At 63.9% G+C, this 13,576-nt stretch carries 11 protein-coding genes; 8 read left to right on the forward strand and 3 right to left on the reverse strand.

Going from position 1 to position 13,576, the window contains the following annotated elements; all coding sequences use genetic code 11:
* The 3 genes from ACZ45O_RS01680 (at position 1) to ACZ45O_RS01690 (ending at position 4,411) form a co-directional block, all read left to right on the forward strand.
* The gene (locus tag ACZ45O_RS01680) at positions 1-744 is read left to right on the forward strand and encodes a type 1 glutamine amidotransferase (protein ID WP_464855238.1); all 744 of its coding nucleotides are present in this window, start codon (positions 1-3) and stop codon (positions 742-744) included.
* Between the two features lie 215 nt (positions 745-959).
* Complete coding sequence (locus tag ACZ45O_RS01685; protein WP_464855239.1) at positions 960-1,931, forward strand: AAA family ATPase; 972 nt, start codon at positions 960-962, stop codon at positions 1,929-1,931.
* Between the two features lie 47 nt (positions 1,932-1,978).
* Positions 1,979-4,411: a S8 family peptidase gene (locus ACZ45O_RS01690; protein WP_464855240.1), complete on the forward strand. Its 2,433-nt coding sequence runs from the start codon at positions 1,979-1,981 to the stop codon at positions 4,409-4,411.
* A gap of 84 nt (positions 4,412-4,495) precedes the next feature.
* Here the strand turns inward: ACZ45O_RS01690 and ACZ45O_RS01695 are convergent, their stop codons facing one another.
* Positions 4,496-6,025 (reverse strand): golvesin C-terminal-like domain-containing protein, encoded by a 1,530-nt coding sequence (locus ACZ45O_RS01695; RefSeq protein WP_464855241.1) that lies wholly within the window; start codon positions 6,023-6,025, stop codon positions 4,496-4,498.
* A gap of 193 nt (positions 6,026-6,218) precedes the next feature.
* On the opposite strand from ACZ45O_RS01695, the gene ACZ45O_RS01700 reads away from it, so the two are divergent.
* Positions 6,219-6,896: a hypothetical protein gene (locus tag ACZ45O_RS01700; RefSeq protein WP_464855242.1), complete on the forward strand. Its 678-nt coding sequence runs from the start codon at positions 6,219-6,221 to the stop codon at positions 6,894-6,896.
* Between the two features lie 72 nt (positions 6,897-6,968).
* Here the strand turns inward: ACZ45O_RS01700 and ACZ45O_RS01705 are convergent, their stop codons facing one another.
* A complete protein-coding gene (locus ACZ45O_RS01705; protein ID WP_464855243.1) occupies positions 6,969-7,868 on the reverse strand; it encodes a 1,4-dihydroxy-2-naphthoate polyprenyltransferase in 900 nt (299 codons plus the stop codon).
* Between the two features lie 489 nt (positions 7,869-8,357).
* Here ACZ45O_RS01705 and trxB point away from each other — a divergent pair, with 489 nt between their 5' ends.
* A complete protein-coding gene (gene trxB / locus ACZ45O_RS01710; RefSeq protein WP_464855244.1) occupies positions 8,358-9,305 on the forward strand; it encodes a thioredoxin-disulfide reductase in 948 nt (315 codons plus the stop codon).
* A gap of 43 nt (positions 9,306-9,348) precedes the next feature.
* Positions 9,349-11,247 carry a selenocysteine-specific translation elongation factor gene (gene selB / locus ACZ45O_RS01715; RefSeq protein WP_464855245.1) on the forward strand — a complete coding sequence of 633 codons (1,899 nt, stop codon included), beginning with the start codon at positions 9,349-9,351 and terminating at the stop codon, positions 11,245-11,247.
* A 69-nt stretch (positions 11,248-11,316) separates the two neighbouring features.
* Here the strand turns inward: selB and ACZ45O_RS01720 are convergent, their stop codons facing one another.
* Positions 11,317-11,502 (reverse strand): hypothetical protein, encoded by a 186-nt coding sequence (locus tag ACZ45O_RS01720; protein ID WP_464855246.1) that lies wholly within the window; start codon positions 11,500-11,502, stop codon positions 11,317-11,319.
* A 107-nt stretch (positions 11,503-11,609) separates the two neighbouring features.
* On the opposite strand from ACZ45O_RS01720, the gene ACZ45O_RS01725 reads away from it, so the two are divergent.
* Both ACZ45O_RS01725 and ACZ45O_RS01730 read left to right on the forward strand, forming a co-directional pair.
* Entirely contained in the window at positions 11,610-12,440 is an 831-nt protein-coding gene (locus ACZ45O_RS01725) for a hypothetical protein (RefSeq protein ID WP_464855247.1), read from the forward strand.
* Positions 12,441-12,545: 105 nt separating this feature from the next.
* Positions 12,546-13,361, forward strand: coding sequence for a M15 family metallopeptidase (locus ACZ45O_RS01730; RefSeq protein ID WP_464855248.1), 816 nt, complete (start codon positions 12,546-12,548; stop codon positions 13,359-13,361).
* The last annotated feature ends 215 nt before the right edge of the window (positions 13,362-13,576 follow it).

Genomic DNA, 13,576 nt, shown 5'->3' on the forward strand with positions numbered 1-13,576 from the left:
GTGGAGCGCCCCCGCATTCACATCGGCTGGCTCTATCCGGAGTATATGAACCTCTACGGCGACCGGGGCAACATCATCGTTCTCACCCAGCGCTCCCGCTGGCACGGCCTGGACCCGGAGGTCACCCAGGTGCGGATGGGCGAGTCGGCCGACTTCGCCCGGTTCGACCTGCTGGTGATCGGCGGCGGGCAGGACCGGGAGCAGGCCCTCGTTGCCGAGGACTTCGTGCGGGTGAAGGCGCGGCCGCTGGCCGAGGCCATCGAGGACGGCCTGGCGGTGCTGGCGGTCTGCGGCGGGTACCAGATGCTGGGCAAGTACTTCAAGACCCACACGGGCGAGCTGATCCGCTTCAGCGGCATCCTTGACCTCTGGACCGAAGCCGGCCGGGAGCGCATGATCGGCAACTGTGTCATCGAGAGCGATCTGTTCGAGGGCACGCGCACCATCGTCGGGTTTGAGAACCACTCCGGGCGCACCTACCTGGGCAAGGGACTCCGCCCTCTGGGGCGGGTGCTGAAGGGGTACGGCAACAACGGGGCGGACAGGACGGAAGGGGTCGTGTACAAGAGCACCGTGGGCACCTACCTCCACGGCTCCATCCTGCCCAAGAACCCCCACCTGGCCGACTGGCTGATCCAGCGGGCCCTGGACCGGCGCTACGGCGGCCAGGTGAAGATCGGAGCCCTGAACGACGACCTGGAGATGCGGGCACACGAGGCCATCATCGCCAGGTTTGGGAAGTGAGCAGAGCTCATGAATTGGTCTTTCTGGCTGGTGTTCTCCGGTCTGGGGGAGAGAGGTGGAAGGGCGGCCGAAGGCCGCCCCGTCACACGAGACTTTCGGTTGACACATCATATCATGTGAGGAAGTTGTGCATGGCTGTCTTCCAACGAAGGAGTGAGCACAGTCCAGGTTGAACTTGGTTATAATTACTGTAAGACGGGGGGAGTGATGCTGGGATGGCAACTGCTGAGCAGATTAAGGCCTTGATTCGCTCTCATCTTGAGGATGATCGTGACTTGTTTATTACTACTGCTCTTCAAGTGGCCGCTCACGAGGCTCGGCAGGGCCATACTCAGCTAGCTCACGAAATCCGCCGACTTGTGGACAAGGCAAGGACTCCGGTTGTGATCAAACTTCCGGCCGATCTTAGCGGGCTGGTGATCACTGAACATCCTGACGTGCCCTTCCATGCCCTCGTCTTGGATGATGCAACAAAGGACCGCATACAACGCATCATTCTTGAGTATTACCAGAGGACCAAACTGAAGAGTCATGGTCTCAGTCATAGGCGCAAGATACTGCTTGCGGGCGCACCAGGGACTGGTAAGACGATGACTGCCAAGGTACTTGCGTGGGAGCTCAGACAGCCCCTGCACACAATTCAAATGGACCGTTTGATCACGAAGTTCATGGGAGAGACCAGTGCAAAACTGAGGCAGATTTTTGACCGCGTACGCGAAGTGCCAGGGGTGTATCTGTTTGACGAGTTCGATGCCATTGGCGGAGACAGAACTCTGGACAACGATGTGGGCGAGATGCGCCGTGTAGTTGCGGCTTTCTTACAGTTCATTGAGAACGACGTCTCGGACAATCTGATTGTCGCTGCTACGAATACTCCGCAGCTGCTGGATGCCGCCCTGTTTCGGCGGTTTGACGACGTGCTTTACTATGGCCTACCGAGTGAGAAGGAACGTAGCCGGTTGATGTTAAACGTCCTAGGAACGTATTATGATGAGACTCTAGATCTTGACAAGGCTGTCGAAGTTTCGGCAGGACTTAGCCATGCTGAGATCGACCGGGCTTGCAGGGATGCAATCAAAGAGGCTATCCTAAGCGACAAGCACACGGTGGAGTCGCAGAGCTTGGTGACCATGCTTAGAGAACGTCACGGAGCATATCTCGGCAACAGGGGAGGCTATGGTGAGTAATGGCACGGGACGCATTACCGCACCTTTTCATTACTACCGCTCCGACTGTGACTGAGTTTGCTGCGCCCGCAAGACCGGTTAAGCCTCGAATCCCTAACAGAAATCCGCAAGATCATAGCGCTTATCTAGCTCGTAGATTTGAAGAAGCCTGGGCGGCGGCTGAACGTGAACACGCCGTTGCTCAGGCTTCGCGCTCTGGTTTATACATAGAGGTTAAAGGCGAGCCGGGATATGATCTGATCACCAAGGGTCTAGAAGACATGCGTTCAAAGAAGGTGCGGTTGCTCAATATTAGGGTCGCCAGAGAGGGCAACGACACCGTCACGTATGCAACAGTGTATGTGGACAACGAGAAAAGACGGTTTTTCTTAAACAAGATAGAGGCGTTTGCCAGCGAAGCAACTCGGAGTGGCAGGCCCAAGTATGCTGACTTAATCAGTAGTATTTCGGACATTCGAAAAGCCGTGCTCATCTCCTTTTGGCAAGATGATCCGTCTTTGCTCCCGGAGGAGGAAAAGAAGTGGTGTGAAGTATGGCTAAGCAGTGATACAGCCGAGGCTGTCAATCGCTTTACAGGACTGTTAAGAACCCTACAACTTGATTCTGCTGATCGACGCCTGGTATTCCCGGAGCGGACAGTAACTCTCGTACACGCTAACAAGTACGATCTCGAAAACATCATAAGGCTCTCCGACGACGTAGCGGAGTTACGGTTGGCAAAAGAGACAGCCGCCTTTTGGCTAGAACTCGAAAACAAGGACCAAGCGGACTGGGTGAAAGATCTACAATCTCGCATTGAAGTTCGAGACGCCGATTCCACCTCTGTGTGCATATTGGATACGGGCGTCAACTCCGGGCATCCTCTTCTTCAGCCAATCATGCAGGATGCAGACTGTATGTCTGTCGATCCCTCTTGGGGAGCCTACGACCACCACGGTCATGGCACTCTCATGGCTGGTATTGCAGCATACGGGAACCTGCGCCAAAAACTGGAGGATAGGAGTCCCGTCGTACTCAGCCATTGCTTGGAGTCAGTAAAAATACTTCCGCCACCGCCGGGGGTGAACAAGCCTAGTCTTTGGGGACATGTCACGTCCCAGGCCATCAGCCGTGTCGAGATTCAAGCGCCATATCGAAACAGAGTAGTGTGCATGGCGGTATCGGCTGACGACACCAGGGACCGGGGACGTCCAAGTTCCTGGTCAGGTGCACTGGACCAACTAGCTGTCGGCGACCACGAGGAAGGGATTCGCTCAAGGTTAATTATCGTAGCTGCAGGCAACGCCCGAGATGACCAATTGGTAGCCAACACTTATCCTGACGCGAACCTGACCGATTCCATCCACGATCCTGGACAAGCATGGAATGTCGTCACAGTGGGGGCCTACACGCAACTGGATGCAATTCGGTCGCCAGCACTAAGAGGCTTCACCGCCGTCGCGCGGCGCGGCCAAGTATCGCCTTTTACCACTACATCGATAGACTGGGACTATAGATGGCCTGTGAAGCCAGATATAGTGATGGAGGGCGGCAATCTAGCTATTGACAGTAGTGGATTTGCAACAAGATGTGATGACCTGTCACTGCTATCCACAAATTACCGCCCTGATGTGGCCTTGTTTTGGGATTTCCAGATGACCAGCGCAGCAACTGCGGAAGCATCGTGGTTAGCTGCTCAGATACAGTCCCGATATCCCCAGGCGTGGCCTGAGACTGTTCGTGCACTCATGATACATTCCGCAGAATGGACTGACGCGATGCGCGAACAGTTCCTACGTGACCAAAGGAAAAGTTCATACGGTCGGCTATTACGGATCTGTGGTTACGGTGTACCTAGCTTGGAGAGAGCAGTTCAAAGTGCCACCAATTCGTTAACGATGATCGTGCAAAATCAAATTCAACCCTTTGACCGACGGCCAGGTGGTGGGTATAGGACTAAGGAAATGCATATTTACGAACTACCTTGGCCAAAGGAGGTGCTTCAGGCCCTCCCGTCGGAAATCGAGGTCAGAATGAGGATAACCCTGTCATACTTCATCGAGCCAAGCCCTGGACAAGTTGGCTGGAAAGATCGGTATCGCTATGCATCTCATGGACTGCGGTTCGATATCAAAGCACCAACCGAAAACCTCTTGCAGTTTCAACGCCGTATCAACAGAGCGGCACGAGAAGAGGACGATGGATTACCCCCCTCTAGAAGCGCGTCGCGTCACTGGGTTATTGGCCCTGAGCAACGTAACCGCGGGTCCATTCACTCCGATATCTGGATCGGTACCCCGCAAGAGTTGGCCAGCTCAAACGCAATCGCAATCTACCCAATCGTGGGCTGGTGGCGGGAAAGAGCTTACCTTGGTAAGTGGAACCGCCTTGCTCGTTACAGCCTGATCGTTACCATCAGTACGCCCGAGCAGAGTGTAGATATTTACACTCCGGTCGTGAACAAGATTCAGGTACCAGTGCAGGTTGCCACTCAAGGCTAACGACATGTGATATGGCCTTTGGGAGAAGCGGTGGGCTCTACGCACCGCTTCTCCCCTTTGGTACCACTAGGGACCGACAAGAAGTTACTTCCGCACCACCCGGAACGCGTCGGCGATCACGTAACCCGTGCCGTTGGTCCATCGGCTAACGGCGATGATCTCACGGTCGCCGGCCAGCAGCCGGAACGTGCCCAGGTGGACCCACCTGCCGCCGTTGGTCCGCTGGTTGACGTGCACCGTCACCGGCGTCGTGCCCGTGTTGTTGCTGTTGGCCTGCCAGATCACCACCGGAGTCTTGTCGTTGTAGCCGCTGTTGGTCGGGTACCACATGTAGATGTCGTAGTTGCCGGTGCTCGGGATGTTGAACTTGTAGTAGGCGGCGTCGCTGACCGGCGCCGGGTCGGCGAACCGGTAGTTGCTGCCGTAGCGCTGGCTGGACCAGGAGGAGGTGCCCCAGTTGCTGCTGGCCCGGAAGCGGCCGCTGGTGGTGTTGTCCACGATGGCGGACCAGGAGCCGGAGGACTGGGTGACCAGGCTCATGTAGTAGTTCCAGTCCCAGCAGCTGCCCGGGTCGGTGTGGGTGGCCCCCGGCACCTCGTTGTGGCCGATGATGTGGTTGCGGTTCATCGGGATGCCGTACTTCAGGGCGATGTTGCGGGCGAGCGCCGCGCTGGCGCGGTACATGGCGTCGGTGAACCAGGTGCAGTTGGACACCCAGCCCTCGTGTTCGATGCCGATGGACTGCGTGTTGTACGTCCAGTTGCCGGCGTGCCACGCGATGTCCTTTTCACGCACCATCTGCGTGATCGCCCCGTCGCTGGAGCGGATGACGTAGTGGGCGCTCACGTTGGAGCTGGGGTTCTGGAACCAGCTGATGGCCCCGGCGTAGGAGCCCTGGGTCACGTGGATGACGATGTAGCGGATGGGGTAGCTGCTGGGCCGGTTGGAAGCGGTGTAGTTGGAGGAGTGGGCCGGCACCCAGGCGGCGGGACCGTAGTCCTGCGACTGGATGGTGACCAGGTTCGCGTACTCGCCCAGGTCGGGCTCCACGGCCTGCGGCTCGATGCGGATCTCCTCGCCGTCCACCTCCACGTCGATCCCCCGGTTCAGGAACTCATACACCTGGAGGGCGTAGTCCCGGGCCGCCGCCCCTTCGAGCTGGCTGTACCGGGCCACCGCCTCGAACCAGTCGCCGGGTTCCATGGCCTTCACGGCATGCCCCAGGTCGGCCGCATAGCTGGCGAGCAGGGCCGCGCCGCCCATGATGTTGGCCGCAGTGTCGGTCTTCAGCTGCCCGGGGTCGAGCCCCGTGAGGCCAGCGGCCTTCTCCAGCGTGGTTACCTCTGGGTTGGAGACCAGGTGCATCACGCCGTAGCCCCCGGCCACGCTGGGCACGCCGTCGTGGTCATCCAGGCGCGTCTCGGCGTAGGCGAGCGCCACCAGGAGCTCCACCGGCACCCCGTAGGCCTCCGCCGCCTTCCGAAAGGCTTGTCCCATCGGGCCATCCAGCCGGTTGCCCCGCTCGAACTCCTCCGACGCCGCAAAGCTGGTCCCCACCAGGCTGAACAGGAAGAGCAGAAGCACCAGGAAACCCAGACCTCGACGTGTACGCATGTCGAACCCTCCCTTTCGGCTTGATGTAGGGAAGTTGTACAGCAATGTTTCAGAATAATCAATACTCTGACAGGAAAAATGTCGACTGTCGTCTGTGGACTGCTGCGAGAATGTCTATGTGTGAAGGAGTGCCGCCGGGACGGGGAGAACAAGAGTAGGAGTCTGCTGCAGTCCGAAGGAAGGGAGGGTTCCCATGCGCCGGAGGCTGCGGCTCCTCGCGCCCCTGCTCGCCCTCCTGCTCATCGCCGTAGCGGGCTGCGGCGGGCCCCGGTCGCAGGCGCCGTCCGCAGGCACTGACCCGGCCAGGGCCGACCAGGCCGGGGCCGAGAGCGAGCCGCCCGGTTCCGAAGACGGCGAATCCGACGATGAGGAGCCCCTGCTGACGCTGATCTACAGCCACCCCGCGACCGGCCTCACGCTCGGCGTGCCCGAGGGGTGGGCGGTCTACCCGCTGGAGGACGCCGTGGTGGCGATGATCAGCCCGCAGCGGGGGGAGGAGGACTTCTTCCGGGAGAACATCCTGGTCACCGCCGACGACCAGTTTGAGGACCTCACGCCGGACAGGTACGCCGAGGCCCTGGCTGAGGAGGTGCGCAACCGCTATCCGGATACGGAGACGCTGGAGAGCGGCGACATCACCATCTCGGGTGCCGAGGGCCGCTGGCTGGTCGACCGCTTCACCGGCCTGAAGGGCGAGGCGCGGGTCTACCGGGTTGTCCTGGTGCGCGAGGAGGTCGCCTACGTGCTGCACGGTACGGCGCCGGTGTGGACGTTTGACGACTACCGGCCGGTCTTCGAGGCCGTCGCACGGTCGATTACATGGGTCGAGCCGCCCGCGGATGACGAGGCGGCTCAGGAGATCGAGGACTGACGGGGAAATCGTAATCGGCGCCGGGAAAAGCCCCGGCGCCGATCCGTCAGCAAAGAAGTACGAACTGGACGGTCATACCCAGACCGAGAGCAGCAGCCCCAGCGCAAGCAGCCCGCCGAAGCCCGCCAGCAGCTGCGCCACGCCCTTCACGGCCGGGTGCAGCCGGACCTGCTCCCGCTCCCTGAGGAAGAGCCGCACCGGCCGCCAGGCCCGGGGCAGCGACAGGAGGATCAGCAGGGCCCACGGGGTGAGCCGCCCGGCCGCCACCAGGCCCAGGGTGATGCCGTAGGCCAGGACGAAGCTGCCGGCGAGGACGCCCACCGCGGCCTGCCGCCCGAGCATGATGGGCAGGGTGTGGCGGCCGCCGGCCCGGTCGGCCTCGATGTCGCGGATGTTGTTGGCCAGTAGGATCGCGCCGATCAGGAGGCCGATGGGCACCGCCACCCACAGGGCGGAAGCGGTCAGCCGCAGGGTCTGCGTGTAGTAGACCAGCAGGATCATGACCGGGCCCATGGTGAAGCCGGCCGCGAGCTCACCGAAGGGGGTGGAAGAGAGCGGCACCGGGCCGCCGGAATAGATGTAGGCGACGCCCAGGCAGAGCAGGCCCACGGCGAAGACCCACCAGGAGCTGGTGGCCGCGATGTAGAGCCCCAGCGCCACTGCCGTCGCCAGGAAGATCCAGGCCAGCGCGATGACGAGCCGGGGCGAGACGCCGTCGCGGACGATCGTGCCCGCGATGCCCACGTGATCGCGGGTGTCCAGCCCACGCACATAATCAAAGTACTCATTAAACATATTGGTGGCGGACTGAATCAGCACCGCCGCCAGCAGGAAGGCCAGGAAGCGGCCGGCGTGAAAGCCGCCATGCGCGTACGCCAGCGCGGTGCCGCCCAGCACCGGGGCCACGCTGGCCACCAAGGTGAAGGGGCGCAGCATGCGCCACCAGACGCCGAATCGGATCTGTGCTGTCATGACTACTCCTTCTTAGCTATTTCTATTCATCCCTATTATACTATCAGACCGCTGACCGAACGGCATGGAGACGTGGCCAGGTTGTCCCAAAACGGACACGCGCGCATAACCCGGGCCGGGCCCGGACATCATAGCCCGTGAGGATCGCAGCCCGACCAACGCAGGTGGGGCCGACCTCCCCGCAAAGGCGGCGGATACGCCCTATCGGGCCGCAGGGGGTTCCGGCGGCGCTCCGCCAATGCCGTTCGGACGGCCGGGCGCCCGGTACGTCCGTTGCGGGTGCCTGCGCCTGGAGCTGGTTCTCCAGGTTTCAAGCCGAAGGCGTGGACCCACCGGTCCGCGCCTTCGGCGCGCCCGGGCGCAAACTTGCCCCGGCATACCCCAGGGGGCATATCCATCCGATACCCGAACATCGTCTTAACTGATAGAATGGACGGGAACGGCGGCCGGTCTCGTCCAAACTCTTTCTGGAATTAGGGGGAAGCAGCTGTGCGTAAAGTCGTGATTCTTGGCACCGGACCTGCCGGCCTCACTGCGGCGATCTACACCGCACGGGCCAGCCTTCAGCCGCTCGTGATCGAGGGCAACGAGCCGGGTGGACAGCTCACCACCACCACGGACGTGGAGAACTTCCCCGGTTTCCCCGACGGCGTGATGGGGCCGGAGCTCATGGACAACATGCGCCGCCAGGCGGAGCGGTTCGGCGCGGAGTTCCGCAGGGGCTACGTGACCGCAGTCGACCTCTCCCAGCGCCCCTTCAAGATCACCGTGGATGAGACCGACGTGATCGAGGCGGAGGCCTTGATTGTCGCCACCGGTGCTTCGGCCAAGCACCTGGGCATCCCGGGCGAGGATGCGAACATCGGCCGCGGCGTTTCCTACTGCGCCACCTGCGACGGCTTCTTCTACCGCGGCAAGAAGGTGCTGGTGATCGGCGGCGGCGACTCCGCCATGGAAGAGGCCAACTTCCTCACCAAATTCGCCGACGTCACCGTGGTCCACCGGCGCAATGAGCTGAGGGCCTCCAAGATCATGCAGGACCGGGCCCGGGCGAACCCGAAGATTAGCTGGGTGCTCAATGCCGTTCCCGTCGAGGTCATCGCGGATGAGAAGGGCTTCAAGGCCCTGAAGGTGCGCGACAAGGACACCGGCGAGGAGAAGATCCTGGAGGCCGACGGCATGTTCGTCGCCATCGGCCACAAGCCCAACACCGACTTCCTGCGGGGCCAGCTGGACATGGACGAGGTCGGCTACGTGAAGACCGTTCCCGGCACCGCCCAGACCAGCGTTCCGGGGGTGTTCGCCTGCGGCGACGTGCAGGATTCCCGCTACCGCCAGGCGATCACGGCCGCCGGCTCCGGCTGCATGGCCGCGCTGGATTGCGAGCGGTACCTGGAGGAAGTGGCCGCGCAGGAGCGGGCGACCTTGAGCAAGTAACGGGGCCGGCCCGGCGGGGCGGGCCGGCGGGAAGGAGGGCGCCGTGAAGCACTACATCATTGGAACGGCCGGACACGTGGACCATGGCAAAAGCGCCCTGATCCGGGCCCTGACCGGCGTGGAGACCGACCGCTTCCCCGAGGAGCGGGAGCGGGGCATCTCCATCGATATCGGCTTCGCCCGGTTCCCCCTGCCCAGCGGCCGCCGCGCCGCGGTCATCGACGTTCCCGGCCACGAACGGTTCGTGCGGAACATGCTGGCGGGCATCACCGGCATCGACGCCGTCATCCTGGTGGTGGCGGCGGACGAAGGGGTGATGCCCCAGACCCGCGAGCACCTGGACATCCTGCGGCTGCTGGAGATCAAGAAGGGCGTCGTCGCGATCACCAAGATCGACCTGGTGGACGCGGAGATGCTGGAGCTGGTGCAGGCCGACGTCGAGGAGGCCGTCGCCGGCACCTTCCTGGAGGGCGCCCCGTGCCTGCCGGTCTCCGCGGTCACGGGGGAGGGGCTCGACGCCCTTCTGCGGGCCGTGGACGCGCTGCTGGAGGAGACGGAGCCGAAGGACACCACCGCATTTGCCCGGCTGCCCATCGACCGCGCCTTTGTGCGCCCCGGGTTCGGGACGGTGGTCACGGGCACCCTGGTGGGCGGCATCATGCGGCAGGGCGACCGGCTGGAGCTCCTGCCCCAGGGGCTGGAAGTGCGGGTGCGGGGCCTGCAGGTGCACGGCGAGCCGGTGGAGCAGGTCCATGCGGGGCAGCGGGTGGCCGTGAACCTGTCGGGCATCGAACGGTCCGATGTGAGGCGGGGCCACGTGCTGTGCGCCCCGGGGGCCCTGCGCCCCACGACCAGCTTTGCCGGCCGGCTCCACCTTCTGGAGTCGTGGCCGAAGGAGCTGAAGCATGGCGAGCGCGTTCACCTGCACACCGGCACCAGCGAGGTGCTCGCGCGCGTGCTCCTGCTGAAGGGGGACAGGCTGGAGCCCGGCAGCTCCGCCTTCGTGCAGCTGCGGCTCGAGGAGCCGGTGGTGGTGGGCCGGGGCGACCGGTACATCATCCGCTCCTATTCGCCCGTGCACACGATGGGCGGCGGCATGGTCATTGAGCCGCACGCCCGCTACCGGCGCTCTCAGGCCGCGGCGGCCATCGCCGAGCTGGAGGTGAAGGAGTCGGGCGGCACGGGCGGCGTCATCGCCGAGACCCTGGTGCAGTCCGGCATGACCCCCCTGGGCCTGGGCGAACTGGCCCGGCGCACCGGCGTGCCGGCGGAGACGCTGCGCGCCGAACTCCCCGGCCTGGGCGCAGACGTGCGGGAGCTGGAAGGCGGGCTCTGGATCCACCGCCGGGGTTTCGGCCAGTTCTGCCAGGCCGTGCGCGGCGAGCTGGAGGCCTTCTACAGCCGGCACCCGCTCCGGTCCGGCCTGGGCAAGGAGGAGCTTCGCCGCAGGCTCGGGCTCGGCGGCAAGGAGTTCGCAGCGCTGCTGAGCGCCGCCGAGGCGGCGGATGAACTGCGCGTGGAGCGGGACCGGGTGGCCCTTCCGGGGCACAGCCCCACCCTGAACGACGGACAGGCGAAGCTGGCCCAGCGGCTGCGCAGCGCCATCGCCGCGGCGGGTTACAGCCCGCCGACGGTGGCGGAGCTGAAGCAGCAGGTGCCGGGCCGCGATACGGAGGAGGTCATCATCTACCTGCTGGAACAGGGCGAGGCCGTGCGCGTGGGCGACGACCTCATCATCGCGGCCGCCGCCCTGGAGGAAGCCGTGCGGCGCATCCGCGAGCACCTGAAGCAGCACGGGAAGCTGACGGTGGCCGAGTTCCGGGACCTCCTGGGCACCTCGCGCAAGTACGCGCTGCCCCTGCTGGAGTGGTTCGATGAGCAGCGCATCACCCGCCGGGCGGGGGAGGAGCGGGTGCCCGGACCGCAGGCCCAGCTGGGCTGATGCAGCCCGCACAGATGATGCAGACCGCACAGATGGGGCAGAGTCGGAGGAGGGGGCAGGACCCCCTCCTCACTTCGCGCTCATGAGCCCCAGCCCGAGAAGGCCCAGGAGCAGCGCCATCAGCACCGCCCAGAGGCCGCCCATGGCCCGGCCCGGATTGCCCTGGTTCCGCCGGTGAAACAGGAACAGACCCAGGAGGGTCACGGCGGGCGCGACGAAGCCGACTCCGATGATCCACCAGATAATGGGGGGCATGGAATCCTCCTTTGGGCCTGGGTATGTGTAACTTTATGACGATTCCTGGCCGAGAGTGGTGATTGCTTCCTGATCCGCCCGTCTGGTGGCAGGAGTAGGTTCAAAAGATGCCGAAATATACAGTGACGGATGAAGCGATGGCGGGAGATGATGCCATGCGGCAAGCCGGGCGAGTACTGGTGGTGAACCCATCGCTCCTGGAGAGGCAGCGCATCGTCAGTGTGCTGGAGGCGGTGGGCTACGAGGTGGTGCAGGCGGCGAGTCTGAACGAGGCCGCGCACCTGCTGACCACCGCGGCTCCGCGCAGCATCTGCGCCGTGCTTACGGAGCTGGAGTTTGCCGACGGCACGGTCGATGACCTGATCCGCCAGATGCGCAGCGACCCGGCGTGGGTGCAGACGCCGGTCGTGGTGGTGGCCCCGGCTCCTCCCATTCCGCGGCTGATCGAGCTGGTCGCGACCGGGGTGAGCACGGTGGTCAACAAGCCCTTCTGCTCCCAGGTGCTCCTGCGCCGGCTCCACGAGAGCCTGGCGGAGGCCCGGGAGGCCGGCGCCGGTTCGGAATCGCACGGCTGGAGCCTCTCCGAGTACCTGCAGCGGGAGTTCAGGCGGGCCGACCTGGGCGGCTTCCCTGTGACGCTCCTGATCCTTCGTCTGTCCGGCAGCGTGCCGGAGCACCGGGTGCCCGGCCTGATCCAGTCGGCCGCCCGCACTTTGCGGGAGTCAGACCAGATCGTGCGCATCGCGCCCCATCTGGCGGCGGTGGTGCTGCCCGAAACCGGCGCCGCCGGCGGCGCCGCGGTGGGCCGGCGGCTGGAGGCGCTTCTCAAGGTGCCGTTCACCACTGGCGTGGCGGTATACCCGGACGACGAGACCGAACCCGACCGCCTGATCCGGCTGGCCTGGAAGCGGGCGGAAGCGGCGGTGTCCACAGTCTGACCGGGCGGCTGCAGCCGCCCTTTTTTGGTGGAACCGCCTGGGAGGGCCCGGCGTCTAACCTGTGTATGTCGCGAATCAATGAATTCCTGGCAGGAAGGTGAGCAGATGTCCCTCTCTACGAAGCAAGTCCGCCTGACCCTGCTGGCCCTGGCCGCTGCCGCGCTCGTCGTCGGCTGCACCCCCGGGACGCAGGCGCCCTCACCCGGAGACGACCCGGCCGTGGAGACGCCGGCCCCTGTGGACAACGAGCCGGAGCAGGAGGCTGAACCGGATCGAGAGCCCGTCGCCGAGGAACCCGAGCCGGCGGAGCCGGCCGAGGAGGGCGAGGGCGGGGTGAGGCTGGTCACGAACCCCGACGCCATCGACGTGCTTGTCAACAAGCAGAACGCGCTGTCGGCCGACTACGTGCCGCCGGATCTGGTGGAGCCCAATGTGCGGTTCATCTTCGACGAATGGCACGAGCGGCGCCTGATGCGGGCCGAGGCCGCGGCCGCCCTGGAGGAGATGTTCGCCGCGGCCGAGGAAGACGGCATCTACCTGGCCGGCGTCTCCGGGTACCGCTCGTACGAGTACCAGGAGCTGCTCTTCACCTCCTACGTGAGCACCGACGGCCTGGAGCTGGCGCAGCGGTACAGCGCCAGGCCGGGCCAGAGCGAGCACCAGACCGGGCTGGCCATGGACATCTCGGGCAGCACCGGCGAGTGCGCGGCGGACGACTGCTTCGCCGGCACCCCCGAGGCGGAGTGGCTGGCCGCCAACGCCCACAAGTTCGGTTTCATCATCCGGTATCCCGAGGGCAAGGAGCACATCACCGGCTACATGTACGAGCCCTGGCACGTGCGCTATCTGGGCAAGGACCTGGCGCAGGCCGTGTACGAATCGGGCCTGACCTACGAGGAGTATCTGGGACAGAACCGGTAACGGGCATCACTTATTGCGCCCATCGCCTCCGCCGCTTCCGGCGGGGCGGTGGGCGCTTTGGTTTCTGGGAATCGCTGGAGGCGGCAGGAGACCGGGCCGCGGCGATTGAAGACATTGTCCATCATAGTTAACACATGAAGGAGATTATGGGTGGGGCTGACAGGCAATCCCTGCATCTGGCACAGCCCTGTCCTGCACCCGATACCGAAGCAGAT

The sequence above is a fragment of the Symbiobacterium turbinis genome, assembly GCF_055383075.1.